The 17,754-nt window shown below is 55.7% G+C and carries 18 protein-coding genes and 1 riboswitch; of the genes, 12 read left to right on the top strand and 6 right to left on the bottom strand.

Translation table 11 applies throughout. The annotated features are described in order from the left end of the window. Positions 1-164 precede the first annotated feature (164 nt). A riboswitch (molybdenum cofactor riboswitch) is annotated at positions 165-300 on the top strand. The 8 genes from moaA (at position 287) to NG42_RS00805 (ending at position 5,971) form a co-directional block, all read left to right on the top strand. Further along, on the top strand, positions 287-1,276 hold the full coding sequence (gene moaA / locus NG42_RS00840; RefSeq protein ID WP_156321989.1) for a GTP 3',8-cyclase MoaA: 990 nt from the start codon (positions 287-289) through the stop codon (positions 1,274-1,276). It overlaps the preceding riboswitch by 14 nt. An 18-nt stretch (positions 1,277-1,294) precedes the next feature. Beyond that, positions 1,295-1,810, top strand: coding sequence for a molybdenum cofactor biosynthesis protein B (moaB, locus tag NG42_RS00835; protein WP_052896782.1), 516 nt, complete (start codon positions 1,295-1,297; stop codon positions 1,808-1,810). A gap of 2 nt (positions 1,811-1,812) precedes the next feature. Beyond that, entirely contained in the window at positions 1,813-2,298 is a 486-nt protein-coding gene (gene moaC / locus NG42_RS00830) for a cyclic pyranopterin monophosphate synthase MoaC (protein ID WP_052896780.1), read from the top strand. Then, positions 2,291-2,536 (top strand): molybdopterin synthase sulfur carrier subunit, encoded by a 246-nt coding sequence (gene moaD / locus NG42_RS00825; RefSeq protein WP_052896778.1) that lies wholly within the window; start codon positions 2,291-2,293, stop codon positions 2,534-2,536. Before moaC ends, moaD begins: the two co-directional genes overlap by 8 nt. Position 2,537: 1 nt before the next feature. Further along, positions 2,538-2,990 (top strand): molybdopterin synthase catalytic subunit MoaE, encoded by a 453-nt coding sequence (gene moaE / locus NG42_RS00820; protein ID WP_052896776.1) that lies wholly within the window; start codon positions 2,538-2,540, stop codon positions 2,988-2,990. A 160-nt stretch (positions 2,991-3,150) separates the two neighbouring features. Then, on the top strand, positions 3,151-3,969 hold the full coding sequence (locus NG42_RS00815; protein ID WP_052896774.1) for a CPBP family intramembrane glutamic endopeptidase: 819 nt from the start codon (positions 3,151-3,153) through the stop codon (positions 3,967-3,969). 86 nt (positions 3,970-4,055) lie between these two features. Then, on the top strand, positions 4,056-5,150 hold the full coding sequence (locus NG42_RS00810) for a DUF1615 domain-containing protein (RefSeq protein ID WP_052896772.1): 1,095 nt from the start codon (positions 4,056-4,058) through the stop codon (positions 5,148-5,150). A 110-nt stretch (positions 5,151-5,260) separates the two neighbouring features. Continuing rightward, positions 5,261-5,971: a Bax inhibitor-1/YccA family protein gene (locus NG42_RS00805; protein WP_052896760.1), complete on the top strand. Its 711-nt coding sequence runs from the start codon at positions 5,261-5,263 to the stop codon at positions 5,969-5,971. A 131-nt stretch (positions 5,972-6,102) separates the two neighbouring features. Here NG42_RS00805 and NG42_RS00800 read toward each other — a convergent pair whose 3' ends face one another. From NG42_RS00800 to NG42_RS00790, 3 genes are read right to left on the bottom strand one after another with little or no spacing between them, the layout of a single operon-like run. Next, on the bottom strand, positions 6,103-7,059 hold the full coding sequence (locus NG42_RS00800; protein ID WP_052896757.1) for a lysylphosphatidylglycerol synthase domain-containing protein: 957 nt from the start codon (positions 7,057-7,059) through the stop codon (positions 6,103-6,105). Next, positions 7,059-8,300 (bottom strand): cardiolipin synthase ClsB, encoded by a 1,242-nt coding sequence (gene clsB, locus NG42_RS00795; RefSeq protein WP_052896754.1) that lies wholly within the window; start codon positions 8,298-8,300, stop codon positions 7,059-7,061. The genes NG42_RS00800 and clsB overlap by 1 nt, the downstream gene beginning before the upstream one ends. Continuing rightward, a complete protein-coding gene (locus NG42_RS00790) occupies positions 8,297-9,058 on the bottom strand; it encodes an endonuclease/exonuclease/phosphatase family protein (RefSeq protein ID WP_052896751.1) in 762 nt (253 codons plus the stop codon). The genes clsB and NG42_RS00790 overlap by 4 nt, the downstream gene beginning before the upstream one ends. 181 nt (positions 9,059-9,239) lie before the next feature. Here NG42_RS00790 and NG42_RS00785 point away from each other — a divergent pair, with 181 nt between their 5' ends. The 4 genes from NG42_RS00785 (at position 9,240) to NG42_RS00770 (ending at position 13,629) form a co-directional block, all read left to right on the top strand. Then, the gene (locus NG42_RS00785; RefSeq protein ID WP_052896748.1) at positions 9,240-9,632 is read left to right on the top strand and encodes a YbhQ family protein; all 393 of its coding nucleotides are present in this window, start codon (positions 9,240-9,242) and stop codon (positions 9,630-9,632) included. 229 nt (positions 9,633-9,861) lie between these two features. Beyond that, entirely contained in the window at positions 9,862-11,307 is a 1,446-nt protein-coding gene (gene rhlE / locus NG42_RS00780) for an ATP-dependent RNA helicase RhlE (RefSeq protein ID WP_052896745.1), read from the top strand. Positions 11,308-11,433: 126 nt separating this feature from the next. Then, on the top strand, positions 11,434-12,369 hold the full coding sequence (gene dusC, locus NG42_RS00775; protein ID WP_052896742.1) for a tRNA dihydrouridine(16) synthase DusC: 936 nt from the start codon (positions 11,434-11,436) through the stop codon (positions 12,367-12,369). Positions 12,370-12,435: 66 nt separating this feature from the next. Beyond that, a complete protein-coding gene (locus NG42_RS00770; protein WP_052896739.1) occupies positions 12,436-13,629 on the top strand; it encodes an MFS transporter in 1,194 nt (397 codons plus the stop codon). Here NG42_RS00770 and NG42_RS00765 read toward each other — a convergent pair. The 3 genes from NG42_RS00765 to NG42_RS00755 all read right to left on the bottom strand — a co-directional run bounded on the left by NG42_RS00765 (position 13,626) and on the right by NG42_RS00755 (position 17,685). Further along, entirely contained in the window at positions 13,626-14,162 is a 537-nt protein-coding gene (locus NG42_RS00765; protein WP_052896736.1) for a shikimate kinase, read from the bottom strand. The genes NG42_RS00770 and NG42_RS00765 overlap by 4 nt on opposite strands. A 383-nt stretch (positions 14,163-14,545) precedes the next feature. Continuing rightward, positions 14,546-15,679 carry a L,D-transpeptidase family protein gene (locus NG42_RS00760; RefSeq protein WP_053115597.1) on the bottom strand — a complete coding sequence of 378 codons (1,134 nt, stop codon included), beginning with the start codon at positions 15,677-15,679 and terminating at the stop codon, positions 14,546-14,548. A gap of 191 nt (positions 15,680-15,870) precedes the next feature. Then, complete coding sequence (locus tag NG42_RS00755) at positions 15,871-17,685, bottom strand: glycoside hydrolase family 15 protein (RefSeq protein ID WP_052896733.1); 1,815 nt, start codon at positions 17,683-17,685, stop codon at positions 15,871-15,873. Positions 17,686-17,754: the final 69 nt, after the last annotated feature.

Below are 17,754 nucleotides of genomic sequence, written 5' to 3'. Positions count from 1 at the left end.
ACTGACGGGTATCAAAGTTATTGGGCGCATATTAACTTATCATGCAGCGAAAAGGTGGTGAAAAGTGGCAATCTGATCGCTATATATCAATATATACAGCGAAACTGCTTCTGGTAACGCCTTACGGTTAGCGCTAAAATTATTCTCACCATGATTTGCAGCGGTTCTGTAAATCACACTCTAGCCTTTGTGCCTAAGTCCTCGTGATATGGCGCACTGGCCGTAGCCTTTGAGCTGCCAGGGTGCAGAAAGAAATGACTGCATCTCCCCATATTGGAAAGGTGTTCTGGTGTCACAATTTATTGATAATTTTGAGCGCAAGTTTTATTACTTGCGCCTGTCGATCACTGATGTTTGCAACTTTCGTTGCAACTACTGCCTGCCCGACGGTTATAAACCGCAAGGCAGTACCAACAAAAGCTTCCTGTCACTGGATGAGATCCGTCGTGTCACCCGGGCGTTTGCCGCTTCCGGGACCGAAAAGGTGCGTCTGACCGGCGGTGAGCCGTCGCTGCGCCGCGATTTTATCGACATTATTGCCGCAGTGCGTGAGAATCGCGCCATCCGTCAGCTGGCGGTGACCACTAACGGCTATCGTCTGGAACGCGATGTAGCGGCATGGCGTGACGCCGGGCTGACAGCGCTGAATGTCAGCATCGACAGCCTGGATGCCCGCCAGTTTCACGCCATCACCGGGCAGGACAAATTTCATCAGGTGATGCGCGGTATCGATGCCGCCTTTGACGCCGGTTTTGATAAAGTCAAAGTCAATACCGTGCTGATGCGCGATATTAATCATCACACGCTCGATACCTTCCTCGACTGGATTCGCCCCCGGCCGATTCAGCTGCGGTTTATTGAGCTGATGGAAACCGGTGACGGCGGCTCTCTGTTCCGTAAACACCATATTTCCGGCGAAGTGATTCGCGATCAGCTTATCAGCCGTGGCTGGCAGCGCCTGCCGCGCGCGCGCAGCGATGGCCCGGCGCAGGTATTCCGCCATCCGGATTATCAGGGAGAAATCGGGCTGATCATGCCTTATGAGAAAGACTTCTGCGCCAGCTGTAACCGTCTGCGCGTCTCCGCCACCGGCAAGTTGCATTTATGCCTGTTTGGCGACGGTGGCGTGTCGCTGCGCGATTTGCTGGCCAGCGATGGTCAGCAACAGGAATTACAGGCGCGCATTGCCGCCAGTCTGCAAAGCAAAAAGCAGACGCACTTCCTGCATCAGGGTAATACTGGCATCACTCAGAATCTCTCGTTTATTGGCGGCTAACCGGCCAGGAGCAGCATAATGGGCAAAACACCCTCCGAATTTATTCCTGCGGCGATTGCCGTATTAACCGTTTCCGACCGCCGCGACGCGTCGGACGACACCTCCGGTGACTATCTGCGTGAAGCCGCGGCTGAAGCCGGACATCAGGTCATTGACCACGCGATCGTTAAAGACAACAAGTACCGGATTCGCGCCATTGTCTCCAGCTGGATTGCCAGCAGTGATGTGCAGGTGATTCTGATTAACGGTGGCACCGGGTTCAGTGCCGGTAACAGTACGCCGGAGGCGTTGCAGCCGTTGTTTGACCGTGAAATTGAAGGCTTCGGCGAGCTGTTTCGCATGGTGTCATACGAAGATATCGGCAGTGCTACCCTGCAATCGCGTGCGCTGGCCGGAATGGCCAACCAGACGCTAATTTTTGCGATACCGGGTTCCGGTAATGCCTGCCGCAGCGCGTGGGAGCGCATTATTGTCGACCAGCTCGATGCCCGCACCCGCCCGTGTAACTTTATTTCGCACTTAAAGAAGCCGTAACGATGTCGCAATTAACTCATATCAATGCCTCGGGTGAGGCGCATATGGTGGATGTTTCCGCCAAAACTGAAACGGTGCGTGAAGCCTGCGCCGAAGCCTGGGTGGTGATGCACCCCGATACTCTGCAAATGATTATTGATGGCAGCCACCATAAAGGCGATGTGTTTGCCACTGCCCGTATCGCCGGGATTCAGGCTGCCAAACGTACCTGGGAACTGATTCCGTTATGTCATCCGCTGATGCTGAGCAAAGTCGAAGTGACGCTCACCGCCGAGCCGGAGCAGAGTCGGGTGCGGGTTGAGTCGCGCTGTCGCTTAACCGGTAAAACCGGCGTGGAAATGGAAGCGCTGACCGCGGCATCGGTGGCTGCACTGACCATCTACGACATGTGTAAAGCGGTACAAAAGGATATCACCATCGATAATTTGCGCCTGATCAGCAAAAGTGGCGGCAAATCCGGCGATTTTCAGGCGGTGACCCATGATTAACGTCCTGTTTTTCGCCCAGGTGCGTGAACTGGTGGGCAGCGATCGGTTAACCCTGAACGCGGATTATCCGGATGTGGAAAGCCTGCGCGTTGCGCTGGCAGAGCAGGGCGATCGATGGGCGCTGGCGCTGGAGTCCGGCAAATTGCTGGCGGCGGTGAATCAGACGCTGGTGTCGATGCAACATCCGCTGAAGGCTGGCGATGAAGTGGCCTTTTTTCCACCGGTCACCGGAGGTTAAGATGGAAACCCGTATTCGCGTCGGCCATCAGCCGTTTTCCATGGGCGACGAGTATCAGTGGCTGGCCGCCTGCGATGAAGATGGCGCAGTGGTTACTTTTACCGGCAAAGTGCGTAATCACAACCTCGGGGATGATGTTTCCGCGCTGACGCTGGAGCACTATCCGGGCATGACGGAAAAAGCGCTGGAAGAGATCGTGGTTGAGGCGCGTCAGCGCTGGCCGTTGCAGCGCGTCACGGTAATCCATCGTGTGGGCGAGCTGTTTCCCGGCGATGAGATCGTGATGGTAGGCGTTACCGGCGCGCATCGTGCGGCGGCGTTTGCTGCCGCTGAGTTTATTATGGATTACCTGAAAACCCGCGCCCCGTTCTGGAAGCGCGAGGCGACACCTGAGGGCGACCGCTGGGTGGATGCGCGCGACAGTGACCAGCAGGCCGCGCGTCGCTGGGATTAATCAGCCGGTGGCGTTGCTCCCTTAGTGACGCTAAGATTAGCCAACAGCCAAATGCGTGGTCATACACCACTGGTCCCCATCCGCATCAAGGATAGCGCTGCGGGTCGCCAGTAAAAGACGTTACACCGGTGTTTTATCCAGGGAATAAAAAGGACTTTTTATGTGGATCTTACTGGCTACTTCGTTATTTACCGCAGGGGTTAACCGTAACGCTGGCATAGTGTTGCTGGTGCTGAGCGCTATCTGGGCTGCCTGGTCCGGGGGGGTGGAGCCATTTGGTTTGTGGGTAATGGTGGGCGTGGCGGTGATTTCTCTGCTGCTTAACCGTTATCGCCATCTCCCGGCAATTGCCATCAGCGCCGAACTCCTTTTACTGTTAATCGCCCTGACGTTACTCAGCCATTTTGTTCCCGGATTTAATCATCAGAATGTGCTGAATAAAGTGCGTGCCGGTGCGCAGAGCGCGCCATTTACCATGTGTTATCACTTCGATAAGGCGCTTATTCCCTTCGTGTTACTCGCCATTCTGCCGACGCTTTTCTCCTGCAAACCGCTGCGCCGCAGCCGGCCGTATTACTGGCTGCTGCTGATCGCCGCGCTGCCATTGCTGCTGCTGCTGGCAACCGCTGCCGGGGGCTTAAAGCTGGAACTGCACTATCCGACATGGTTCTGGCAGTTTGCGCTGGCCAATCTGTTTTTTGTCAGCCTGGCCGAAGAAGCGCTGTTTCGCGGCTACTTACAGCGGCGTCTCAGCCAGTTAATCGGGCCGGTCAACGGTTTACTGATCTCTGCGCTGCTGTTCGGCATCAGCCATCTGGCCGGCGGCACCTTGCTGGTGGTCTTCGCCACGCTGGCCGGGGTAATTTATGGACTGGCATGGATGTGGACCGGAAGCCTGTGGGTTGCGGCGCTGTTCCATTTCGCCCTCAATCTGCTGCATCTGCTGTTTTTTACTTATCCGGCGTATCAGCCCGCCTGAGTCGGGGAAAAATGGTCTAATCTGATGGATTCGCGGTTGCAGGTTAGTTAAGGTGCCTGCAGCATAAAAAAATCCTAAGGACCGGCATGTTATCCCCATTTCGCCTGCGCGGCATTTTGCTGTCAGCTCTGTTAGTGCTGGCAGGATGTAGTACTAAAAAAACCATCGAGGCACCGGCAAAAAGCCCGGCCGAGGTTAAATCACAGATTACCCGGTTGATGCCGACCAAAGTCAGCAATAAATCAGCGTGGGCGACGGATATTTATACCGCCTTACGTACTCAGGAAATTGAGCCGAGCAACGCCAATATTTGTGCGGTGATTGCCGTGACCGAGCAGGAATCGACCTTTAATGCCGACTCGCCGGTGCCGGGACTGCCGAAAATCGCCTGGGGTGAAATTGAACGTCGTGCGGCGAAAGTTCACGTACCGCTGTTTATGGTGCGCACCGCGTTACTGATCAAATCGCCGAATGGCAAAAGCTACAATGAACGCCTCGACACGGTGCGCAGTGAAAAAGAACTGAGCGCCATTTTCGACGATTTTATCGATATCGTGCCAATGGGGCAGACGCTGTTTGGCAATCTTAATCCGGTGCATACCGGCGGGCCGATGCAGGTCAGCATTGCTTTCGCCGAAGCCAATGCCAAAGGCTATCCGTATCCGATTGACGGCTCGATTCGCCGCGAAGTGTTCAGCCGTCGCGGCGGTATCTGGTTCGGCACCCGTCATCTGCTGGGTTATCCGGCCAACTACAGTCAGCCGCTCTATCGCTTTGCCGACTTTAACGCGGGCTGGTATGCCAGCCGTAATGCGGCGTTTCAGGCGGCGGTAACCCGCGCCAGCGGCATGAAGCTGGCGCTGGATGGCGATCTGATTATTTACGGTTCCGACCAGCCCAGCTCAACGGAACTGGCGGTGCGGACGCTGGCTAAGCAGTTGAATATCAGCGATCGAGCGATTCGTCGCGCGCTGGAGAAAGGCGATACGCCGGAGTTTGAAAAAACCGATCTGTGGAAAGATCTGTTCACGCTGGCCGATAAGACCGCCGGTAAGCGCTTGCCGCGTGAGATATTGCCGGGCATTAAACTGGAAAGCCCGAAAATCACCCGCAATCTGACGACCGCCTGGTTCGCTCAGCGGGTCGACAGTCGCTATCAGGCCTGTATGGCGCGCCAGTGATAATGCTCACGCCGTCGGGAAATGAATTGTAAAACTGCATCTGTAGTAAAAACGGCCCAAATTGTGCCAGACTTTACGGATTAACTTCACTTTACGCTAAGGAGCGCATCATGGATCGATATCCACGTTCTAACGGTTCGATTGTTCAGCAAGCCGGTACCGGCCTGCAAACGTATATGGCGCAAGTCTACGGCTGGATGACCTGTGGTCTGCTGTTGACCGCTTTTGTCTCCTGGTTTGCGGCAAATACCCCGGCGGTGATGCAGCTGGTATTTGCCAACCAGATTACCTTTTTCGGTCTGATTATCGTGCAGCTGGTGCTGGTGTTTGTGCTGTCCGGTATGGTGCATAAGATGAGCGGGGCAGTGGCAACCGCGCTGTTTATGCTCTATTCGGCGCTGACCGGTTTAACCATGGCGAGTATTTTCCTCGTCTACACCTACTCATCCATCGCCAGTACCTTCTTCATCACTGCCGGGATGTTTGGTGCCATGAGTTTCTGGGGCTATACCACCAGGCGTGATTTAAGCGGCATGGGCAATATGCTGTTTATGGCGCTGATCGGTATCATCCTGGCGACGCTGGTAAACTTCTGGCTGAAAAGCACCGCGCTGATGTGGGCGGTAACCTATATCGGTGTCATTGTGTTTGTGGGTCTGACCGCTTACGACACGCAGAAACTGAAAAATATTGGTGAAGGGATTAATGTTGACGACAAAGAAAATCTGCGTCGTTTCTCGATTATGGGCGCGCTGACGCTGTATCTGGACTTTATCAATCTGTTCCTGATGCTGTTACGTATTTTCGGCAACCGCCGATAATACACCCTTAACATTTCCGAAGGGGCGGCGTTCTCGCCGCCCGTGCCGAGGGTCAGCACCCTGCATGCCATCAGTACGGGAGCCAAAAACGGCTCCCCTCCAACTTCCATTATTAACCGAAAATCGCGCCCCTACAGCCTTAGCTCATTGCGCTTGCGCAAACTATTGGCGCGACCCTCCAGCCATAAATAGAGCACCAGCGCCAGCAACAGCGGGGCGATAAAGTAGAGCACGCGATAAGCCAGCAGCGCGGCAATAATGCTGCCATGTGAGGCGTGCTGACCGCTTAACAGGGCGAGGAACACCGCTTCCAGTACGCCAATCCCGGCCGGAATATGAATAATCACTCCGGCGATACTGCTGATCAGCAACACGCCCAGCACAATCGGGTAGTCCACCTGCTGTGCCAGCAGCAGCCAGATTATTGCACCCATCACCATCCAGTTCGCGCAGGATACGGCAAACTGAAACAGCGCCATGCGCAGCGATGGCAGCGCCAGTTTCTGGCCCTTAATTGTCCAGCGGCGGCGTTTTGAAAAGGCACAGAGCGCCAGATACACCACCACCAACGCCAGCAGCGCCACGCCAATAATCCGCAGGGTACCTTCTCCGATAAACCAGCCTTTGGGAATCGGCACCATCCCCCCACTGAACACCACCCCGGCCAGTAAGATATAGCCCAGCCAGTTGGTGGCAATGCTGAGTGAAAAGATGCGCGTAATGGTGCTGCCAGGTAAGCCGAGACGTGAATAGAGGCGATAGCGCATCGCCACGCCGCCGACCCAGGTACTGAGCGTCAGATTAAACGCGTAGCAGATAAACGACACCAGCATCACCTGGCGTTTTGCCAGTTTATGACCGCAGTAGGCGCGGCCAATCAGATCGTACAGGCCGTAGGTCAGATAGCTGACAATCACCAGAGCCACCGCTGCCAGGATCGCCGTACGGTTGTAATTGATGATGACGTTATACACGTCTTCCCAGTTGACCTTTTTGGCGTACACCACCAGCAGCACAATCACGGCGGCAAAAAACAGCCAGGTGAGGATTTTTTTCGCCAGTTTCCACTTCGGATGCGCTTTTGACATTAGAATTTTGCTCCCTGATTATCGGCATCCACGCGGTCCTGGGTTTCCATTTCCGGCTGCACCGGCGGCTCCACCAGCGTCAGCTTTGGCGTATGGGCAGGAAGCCAGCCAGCGATTGCCGGAAAATGGCGCAGAAAGTGGAATACAATCACGCTTTTGGTGAGATGCCACCAGCTGCGTTTCGGTAACAGGCTTTCATCGACGCGCTGACAATCTTCCGCCATCAGCCGATCAAGATTGTCGCGTAACTGCTGGTTAAACTGGCGATCGTGAATAATCAGATTCGCTTCGAGATTCAGCGACAGACTCAGCGGATCAAGATTACTGGAGCCGACGGTGGCCCACTGCCGATCCTTTACCGCGATTTTGCCGTGCAGCGGGCGACGAATATATTCGTAGATTTCCACCCCGGCATCGGACAGATAGTTGTACAGCAGCTCGGCCCCGACTTTAACAATCGGCATATCCGGCTCGCCCTGCACAATCAGTCGGATGCGCACTCCGCGCTGTGCCGCATTGCGCATTTCCCGCAGCAGGCGATAGCCGGGGAAAAAGTAGGCGTTGGCGATAATCACATCTTCGCGGGCATTTTGCAGCATATCGATATAGTTCTGCTCGATATCATCCCGATGTTCATCATTATCGCGAAAGACAAACAGCGCCTGCGCATCATCCGGCGTGCGATTTTGAGCCGGGCGGTGCGAGCGGTGCCACCAGCGGCGGCCAGGCTGTTCGCTGCCAATCTGTTGCTGCACGTAGCGAGCAATATCCTCAACGATCGGCCCTTTAACCTCCACGGCATAATCCTGCTTGGCCTGCGGCCCGTAGCTGCTGATATGCTCAGCCGAGAAGTTAATCCCGCCGACAAAGGCGATCTCATTATCGGCCACCACGATTTTGCGGTGCAGACGGCGGAACACGTTGGTGCGCATTCCCAGCACCAGCGGTCGCGGGTCGTAATAGAGAAAGCGCACGCCAGCGGATGTCAGGCTCTGCACATAGTCGTCGGACAGATCCGGTGAACCATAGCCATCGACCATCATTTCAATTTTGACGCCACGTCGTGCCGCTTCCAGTAATACGCCATGCAGTTCTTTACCCACTTCATCCTCGAACAGGATAAAGGTTTCCAGCAGCAGACTGCGCTGCGCACGGCGTATCGCGCCATACACCCGCGGGAAGAATGCTTCGCCATTTTCCAGCAACCGGATGCGGTTGCCTTCGCGCCATTGCATTGTCATAGGTGAATCTCCACTGCCAGCGGCGCGTGATCGGAAAGGTGGGACCAGGGTTTGCGCGGCAGCGCCTGCGGATGGCTGGCGCTGGCGTTGCGCACATAGATGCGATCAAGGCGCAGCAGCGGAAAGCCGGCGGGGAAGGTGCGCGCCGGCTTGCCATTTTTACGGCTGAATACCTCGTCCAGCCCGGCACAGCGCTGCAACCGCTGACTGGCGCGCTGCTGCCAGTCGTTAAAATCACCGGCGACCACCACCGGCGCATCGGCTGGTAGCGCCTGCAACATGTCGCACATCATATCCAGCTGCGCGGAACGGTGCGCATCGCGCAGGCCGAGATGCACGCAGACCACATGCAGAGTGATATCACGATCCGGCACCCGCAACTTACAGTGCAGCATGCCGCGCTTTTCCGTGCCCTCGACCGAGATATCGAGGTTTTGGTACTCGACAATCGGGAAACGCGACAGCACGGCATTACCGTGATCGCCTTCCGGATAGACCGCATTGCGGCCATAGGCATAATCATTCCACATGGTATCGGCAAGAAATTCGTAATGAGGTGTGTCCGGCCAGTTTTCGACGCGCAACGGATGCGTTTCGTGGGTGCCCATCACCTCTTGTAAGAAAACAATGTCTGCCGCCGTTGCCCGTACCGCATCGCGCAATTCTGGCAGGATAAAGCGCCGGTTTGAGGCGCTGAAACCCTTATGGGTATTAATCGTCAGGACTTTAAATGAAAATCCTTGCGCATTTTGTGACATACTCTGTGCGCTCTCCTTTTGGATTTGTTAAGGATAAAGTGTAGTCTTTGTCACAAAAGAGTGCCGATATGAGCGGTAATTTGCGGCATTATCCGAAAATTGCGTTAGTCTGAGGAAATTGTCACCGGCACCTGTCGGTAACAGCTTGGGCGCCCTGTATTGGGTCTGCCAGGAGAAAATGATGAAATGGTCGAACCGTATTCAGATTGTCACCGGACAAACCTGTGTACATATTTCACTGCATCTGTTGCTTATCGCTGCCCTGGTCTGGGGCTGGAAACATCAGTCGCTTATCCAGGTCAGCATGGTTTTACTGGCGATGTACAGCAGCGTATTCGTTGCTATGATGGTGACACAGCGCATTCCGCGCTTACGTAACCTCGGGGATTTTCTCGAAGACGTTACCACGACTTACTATTTTGGTGCCGCGATGCTGGTGCTGTTCCTGCTGTCACGGGTGATTCATAACAACCTGTTGGTCGGCGGAATCGGCGTACTGATGCTCGCCGGCCCGGCGGTGGTGTCGCTACTGGCGAAAGAACCAGCGCGCGCCGCACAGAAAAAGCGCAGCTGACGGCGGCGAAAAAGAGAAGAGGCTGAGCAATCAGCCTCTTTTTTTATCTGTCGATACTGGCCGTTAGCGGAACCATTAGGGAGTTGGCGGCGGTGATGCTACAATCAGAAGCTTACGCACCGTAGTTTGTGCCCCCCTTTCAAACGTCAGGCTCGCCTGGCGTCTAGTTATCCCCCTGGAAACTGCACCGTCGAACACGGTCAGGGCGGACCCGGAGTTACTCTAATTTATGTCATTTGATTCTCTCGGCCTGAGCGCCGACATTCTGCGTGCTGTTGAAGAACAGGGTTACCGTGAGCCAACGCCAATCCAGCGTCAGGCGATTCCGGTGGTTCTGGCAGGTCGTGACCTGATGGCCAGCGCACAAACCGGTACTGGTAAAACCGCGGGCTTTACGCTGCCGCTGTTACAGCTGTTAAGCAGCAGCGAACCGCACGCCAAGGGCCGTCGCCCGGTGCGCGCGTTAATCCTGACGCCAACCCGTGAGCTGGCGGCGCAGGTGGGCGAAAACGTCCGTGATTACAGCAAATATCTGAATATCCGCTCGCTGGTGGTTTTCGGCGGCGTGAGCATTAACCCGCAGATGATGAAACTGCGCGGTGGCGTTGATGTGCTGGTGGCCACACCGGGCCGTCTGCTCGACCTCGAACATCAGAACGCGGTTGACCTGTCCAAAATTGAAGTGCTGGTGCTTGATGAAGCCGACCGTATGCTGGATATGGGCTTTATTCACGATATCCGCCGCGTGCTGGCAAAACTGCCTGCCAAACGTCAGAACCTGCTGTTCTCTGCCACCTTCTCTGATGAGATCAAGTCACTGGCGGAAAAACTGCTGACTAATCCTGAACAGGTTGAAGTGGCGCGTCGTAACACCGCTTCCGAGCAGGTGACCCAGCATGTGCATATGGTGGATAAGAAGCGTAAGCGTGAGCTGTTATCTTTCCTGATTGGTCGCGATAACTGGCAGCAGGTGCTGGTGTTTACCCGTACCAAACATGGCGCGAACCATCTGGCGGAGCAGCTGAATAAAGACGGTATTACCGCGGCGGCGATCCACGGTAATAAGAGCCAGGGCGCGCGTACTCGCGCACTGAGCGATTTTAAAGACGGCGGTATTCGCGTGCTGGTGGCAACCGATATTGCGGCGCGTGGCCTCGATATCGAAGAGCTGCCGCATGTGGTTAACTACGAGCTGCCTAACGTACCGGAAGATTATGTTCACCGTATCGGTCGTACCGGCCGTGCGGCGGCCACCGGTGAAGCACTTTCGCTGGTTTGCGTTGACGAGCATAAACTGCTGCGTGATATCGAACGTGTGCTGAAGCGTGAAATTCCACGTATCGCCATCGACGGTTACGAGCCGGATCCAAGCATCAAAGCTGAGCCGATTCAGAACGGTCGCGGCAGCGGTGGTGGTGGTCGCGGTGGCAATGGTGGCGGTGGTCGTGGCCGTGGTCCGAGCCAGGGGCATCGCGGCCAGAGCAGCGGTGAACGTGGCCAGGGCGCTAATCGTAGCCAGGGCAGCGGCGAACGCAGCCAGGGTAATGGTCAGCGTCGTCAGGGGCAGGGCGCAGCATCCGCTGGCCGTGGTGGCAAAACGGAAGGCGGCAGCAATGGCGCACCACGCAGCAATGTGACCCGTCAGCGTCGCTCGAACCCGTCCAACAACGGTTAATCGATATAAAGGGCCAGCAGCGATGCTGGCCCTCTCTTCATCTGCGGCAGCGATTGCCGCCTCCAGGCTTTCACATCCCTTCGAAAACTCGTAAACTTGCGCGTCAATTTTTGTGAGTGTACAAGCATGCGGGTTTTACTGGCTCCAATGGAAGGCGTTCTCGACTCTCTGGTTCGCGAGTTGCTGAGCGAAGTGAATGATTACGATCTTTGCATCACCGAATTTTTGCGGGTGGTCGATCAGCTGTTGCCAGAAAAATCATTTTACCGTCTCTGCCCGGAGCTGCGTCACGCCAGCCGCACGCCATCGGGTACCCGCGTGCGCGTGCAGCTACTCGGTCAGTACCCGCAGTGGCTGGCGGAAAACGCGGCGCGCGCGGTCGCGCTCGGATCCTGGGGCGTGGATCTCAATTGCGGTTGTCCGTCAAAACTGGTGAACGGCAGCGGCGGCGGTGCCACCTTGCTGAAAGATCCCGAACTGATATATCGCGCTGCCAAAGCGATGCGTGAAGCGGTACCGGGCGAACTGCCGGTAACGGTTAAGATACGCCTTGGCTGGGATTCCGGCGATCGCCAGTTTGAAATCGCCGATGCGGTACAACAGGCTGGCGCGACCGAACTGGCGGTACATGGCCGCACTAAAGAAGATGGCTATAAAGCTGAACGCATTAACTGGCAGGCGATTGGCGAGATCCGCCAGCGCTTAAGCATTCCGGTGATTGCCAATGGTGAAATCTGGGACTGGCAAAGCGCGCAGGATTGTCTCGCCGTCACCGGTTGCGATGCGGTGATGATTGGCCGCGGCGCGCTGAATGTGCCGAATCTCAGCCGGGTGATTAAATATAATGAACCGCGCATGCCATGGCCTGAGGTGGTGCAATTACTACAAAAATATACCCGGCTGGAGAAGCAGGGCGACACCGGGCTGTATCATGTAGCGCGCATTAAGCAGTGGCTGGGCTATCTGCGTAAAGAGTATGTCGAGGCGACCGATCTGTTCAGTGAGATTCGTGCGTTAAAAACCTCGGCTGAGATTGCCACAATTATTTCGCAACAATCTTAACAGGATCTCTTAACCATTGATGGGTATCATATAATTTCCACCCCCACCGGTTAAAACGGTTTTACCATGTCCTCAGCACCTGCACTCAGTAACGTACAGCTTAATAAGCGCATCATCTCGGTCATTATCTTCACCTTTTTCTGCTATCTCTCAGTGGGTTTACCGCTGGCGGTGCTGCCGGGATTTGTCCATAACCAGCTGGGTTACAGCTCCTTTCTGGCTGGTTTAATTATCAGCATTCAGTATTTTGCCACCCTGATCAGTCGCCCGCAGTCGGGACGGCTGGCGGATATCCTGGGGCCGAAACGTATCGTGATGCTGGGGCTGGTGTGCTGTGGGATGAGCGGAGTGCTGTCGATTGCCGCGGTGCTGGCGCAGACGCTGCCGTGGTTGAGTCTGCTGCTGCTGGCGCTGGGGCGAGTATTCCTCGGCGTTGGCGAGAGCTTTACCAGCACCGGTTCCACATTATGGGGCATTAATGTGGTCGGCTCATTACAAACCGCGCGGGTGATCTCGTGGAATGGCGTGGCCACCTATCTGGCGATGGCGATTGGCGCGCCGCTTGGCGTGATGCTGAATCAGCTGTTCGGTATCGCCGGTTTTGCCTCATTGATTATTCTGATGGCGGTGGTGGGATTCTGGATGGCCAGTAAAAAACCGGCGATTAAGGTGACGGTGGCTAACCGCATTCCGTTCCATCAGGTGTTTTCCCGCGTCTGGCTGTACGGTCTCGGACTGGGGCTCGGCACCATCGGTTTTGGCGTCATTGCCACCTTTATCACCCTCTATTTCGCCAGTCGTGACTGGAGCGGCGCGGCTTTTGCCCTGACGCTGTTTAGCCTCGGCTTTATTGCGATGCGGCTGGTATTCAGCAATATGATTACCCGCTTTGGTGGCCTGAAAGTGTCGCTGGTGTCATTCCTCATCGAGTGTGTTGGCTTGCTGATTATCTGGCAGGCGGCAACGCCGTGGCTGGTGGACGTCGGCGCATTTATGACCGGCGCAGGCTTCTCGCTGGTGTTCCCGGCGTTGGGAGTGGAAGCGGTGAAACAGGTGCAGCCGCAAAACCAGGGCAGTGCGCTGGGAACCTATTCCGCTTTCCTTGATTTGGGACTCGGTCTCACCGGTCCGGTAGCCGGCATTCTGATTGGACACTGGGGGATGCAGTCGGTATATCTGGCCGCGGCAGGGGTGGTGCTGACGGCGGTGCTGATCACCTTGCGGTTGTTGAGTTTGCCGCAGCGAAGCCCGGCGGGTTAAGCTGCGGGCGTCAATCCGGCGATAAACTGGCGGCTATGTTGCGGCGAGGTCAGGCGCACAAAATGCAGGTGTTGAAAGCGACTGTCGCAAAGCAGTGCCTGATAACGCCGCCGGTTGAGTCGCCAGGTTTTTAGCGTCCAGAGAATAATCGAATCGCGGCTCAGGAAGCTTTTACGAAAGCTCTCCCGGCAGTTCGTCCCCGGCCAGAGTTCCTGCTGATGCCAGCAGCGGGTGATGGCGCGTTTGATCGCCTGATACAGCGTGCGCGTAAAGCTGTAATCGACCCAGATGATGGTGTCGACATCACGCCATTTAATCGACTGGCTGCGATTATAATTACCATCCAGTACCCAGCCCGGCTGTTGCAGCGCCTGTTCGAGACGCGCAAACAATTGCTGATCGCTGCTCTCACCCCAGTCTTTTTGCCAGAACAGGGCATCCATTTCGATATACGGCAGCGCCAGCCGCTGCGCAATGGCGCGCGCGACGGTCGACTTGCCACTGCCGCTGGTACCAATCACATTGATCTTCATGCTTTGTGCCCGTTGCTAAGACTCAGATTTATCGCCACTTTGCGCGCAGCCTGTCAGGCTGACGATAATGCTTTTTCGGAGGCGTAATTATGCGCGCTAAACAGGTAGCGTCAAGATAATGAGTTATCAGTATTTTTGCCCACGGCGAGGTGGTCACTCACTGGATAAAGACATATCCCGGGTGAGCCGTTTTCGGCTAATGCTGATCGTTTAAGGAACAATCATCGGAATTTCTGGAATGCTGTAGGGGGGCCGTTTTCGACTCCCGTCTTGAGGGAATGCAAGGTGCTAAACTCGGCACGGGCGGCGAGAACGCCGCCCCTACGAAAAAACGGATGTCAGAAATAGTGCAGGGGAGCCGTTTTCGGCTCCCGTGTCCAGTGTTACAGCGGGTTGTCGCTGGTAACCGGCGCACCGGTTTCAGTGGTGTCCTGATTGGTGATCGGGGCTGCACCCTCGCTATCCGTAGGCTGAGCGGCGTCAGCAGACTGAGCACCGGCGCTCTGTGGCGTCGCTGGCGTCATGGCCTGCTCCATCGGCAGAGCGTTATCCGCTTCCGGGATCGCAATCGGTGCCGATTCGCCGTTTTCTGACAATCCAGTCACCTTCGTCGGCATACCGCTACGTGCTTTCAGCGCGGCGTCCATCGCCGTCTGATTCACAGAGGCATCCACCACCACTTTGCTGACGGCAGGGGTGATAGTGATTGGCACCGGCTCACGGGAATTAAACTGCTCTTCCGTGGTCGACAGCGGGTTATGGATTTCCACGTAACGCGAACCGTCCGGCTCTACGCTGGCTTTTACCGGCTGGTTAATAAACTGCACGCGGGTGCCGACCGGCACATTGTCGAACAGCCATTTAATATCGTCAGCGCGCAGACGCACGCAGCCGTGGCTGACGCGCAGGCCGATACCAAAGTTGGCATTGGTGCCGTGAATCGCGTACAGGCGACCGATATACAGCGCGTACAGACCCATCGGGTTATCCGGGCCTGCCGGGAACACATCAAGCAGTTTTTCACCGCGCGCGGCGTACTCTTCATGCATCTTTTTGGTCGGGGTCCAGGTCGGGCCGTCTTTCTTACGCTGAACGCTGGTGACCCAGTCCATCGGCGTATCTTTACCTAACTCACCGATACCGATAGGCAGAACCACCACGGTTTTGGTGCCTTTCGGATAGTAGTAAAGACGCATTTCAGCGCTGTTGATCACAATGCCTTCGCGTGGCGCATCAGGCAGAATCAGCTGCTGAGGAATAATCAGTTTGCTGCCGGCCTTCGGCAGATAAACATCCACGCCAGGGTTAGCTTCAAGCAGGTTGCTGAGGCCCATCTGGTACTGCGCAGCAAAGGCCTCCAGCGGCAGTTTACTGTCTTGAGGAACGGTAATTTCCAGGTTTTCACCAATCAACCGGCTATTTTTTTCCGGAAGGGGATAAACCACAGCAAAAGCAGAGTGGCTGAATGCCGCAAATGCCAGTGCCAGTGTGACGATCGCGCGAATGGTCTTTTTCATAGTTCTTCAGGTGTTAGCGCCTTTAAAGGCTGTTAGAGAATCGACCCAATTTCCGGTCTGTGACCGGGTGCACATTATATGGGCATAATGCCCCCGGAAGGAACCAGGATTTTTCGTAGTTGAACTAACTTTACGTAAAATTGTCGCTCCGCACGCCAGCTTTTGCTGGCGGATTGCGGTTTTTTTCCGCCTTACGGCTGCCAGAGCGGAACCTCACCGCTCAGTTTCCGGTTAAGGAAAAACGCGGCGCTAATAAGTGCCAGATGGCTAAGTGCTTGTGGCGTATTACCGAGCGGATAGCCGCGTGTATCAAATTCCTCGGCATACAGGCCGAGCGGATTGGCATAACTTAGCAGCTTTTCAAACTCAAAATGCGCTTCATCTACCCGACCGGCGCGCGCCAGACACTCGACATACCAGAAAGAGCAAGCAGCAAATGCGCCTTCTTCACCCTCCAGCCCATCGGCGGGCGTCTCTTCGACGTTATAACGACGCACGAAACCATCACTGACCAGATTTTCCTTAATTGCGTCCAGTGTCGCCAGCCACTGCGGATCGGTGGCACCGACAAAGCGCACCAGCGGCATCAGCAGCATGGAGGCATCCAGTGCATCGCCGTGACGGGTGGCGGTAAAATGCCCCCGTTTCTCATTCCAGAAATGGTTCCAGATATCGGCGCGGATCTCGCCACGCACCCGATCCCAGCGTTCATACGGCATCGACAGCGAACGTTTCATTCCCAGCCGCAGCGCCCGATCCAGCGCTACCCAACACATCAGGCGCGAGTGGAGAAAGTGCTGCGCCTCACCGCGCATTTCCCAGATCCCGGCATCGGGCTGGTTCCAGTTTTCACAGACGTAATCGATCATCCGGCAGACATTCTCCCAGCCGCGATGCGAAATCGCCTCGCCATATTTATTTGCCAGATAGATGGCGTCCATCAGTTCGCCATAAATATCCAGCTGAGTTTGTTGCCAGGCGTCATTACCAATGCGTACCGGCGTGGAGCCCGCGTAGCCGGAGAGGTTCAGCAGCTCAAGTTCGTGCAGCTCGGTGCCGCTGTCCAGCCGGTACATCACCTGCAATTTCTCTTCTTCATCATGGCTGTTTTCAACGCAGCGACTGACCCAGCGGGTAAAATCTTGTGCTTCCGAGGTATAGCCGAGCCGCATCAGGGCGTACATGCTGAAAGAGGCGTCGCGGATCCACGAGGCGCGATAATCCCAGTTGCGCTCGCCACCCAGCTCTTCCGGCAGGCCAAAGGTGGCGGCAGCGGCAATCGAACCGTGCTGCCAGGAGGTCAGCAGTTTAAGTACCAGCGCTGAGCGGTTTACTCTCTCCTGCCAGCGTCCCTGATAATGACTTTTTGCTGACCAGTTGCGCCAGAAATCAAAGGTTTCCTGAAAACAGTATTCAGTTTCCAGTTCTGCCAGATGATCATCATCGGCACAGCCAAACATAAATTCGGCGTGTTCACCGTCTTTCAGAGTAAAGCTGGCGACTGCGGCTGCGCCTTCAACCGTCAGTGGCTCGGTGCCTGCCAGACTCAGCGTCGGCTGCCCGGCGGCGGAAAACTCCACTAAACCCGCTTTCAGACTGGCTTGCGTATTGGCGCGGGCATAGTCATGCACCGGCGCGCAGCGCAGTTGAAAGCGAGCTTCACCTCGAACCATTTTCACCCGGCGTATAATGCGCGGCTGTTTGTCCTGCTCCTCGCACAGCGGCATATAGTCGGTGATTTCCGCCACGCCCTCTTTGGCCAGCCAGCGGGTTTGCAGAATGTTGGTATCCGGCAGATAGAGTTGCTGACGGCGGGCGTCGGTCCAGTCGGGAGCGATGCTGAATAACCCGGACTCATCGCTGTCGAGCAGGGCGGTGAATACTGACGGGCTGTCGAGATTGGGCCAGCAGAAGTAATCGATGGTGCCATCATTAGCAATCAGCGCGCAGGTTCTCAGGTCGCCAATGACCCCGTGATCGCCAATTTCTCGCTTAACTTGTTTCATAACGCTCCCGTTAAAATCCGTTATTTCCAGTTGTCACTATAGTCAACGGATGGCGTCACTGACGGCAGG

The sequence above is a fragment of the Winslowiella iniecta genome (assembly GCF_001267535.1).
Lineage (GTDB): Bacteria > Pseudomonadota > Gammaproteobacteria > Enterobacterales > Enterobacteriaceae > Erwinia > Erwinia iniecta.
The sequence above is the reverse complement of the archived record's forward strand: the minus strand, read 5'-3'. Positions and strand labels throughout refer to the sequence as shown.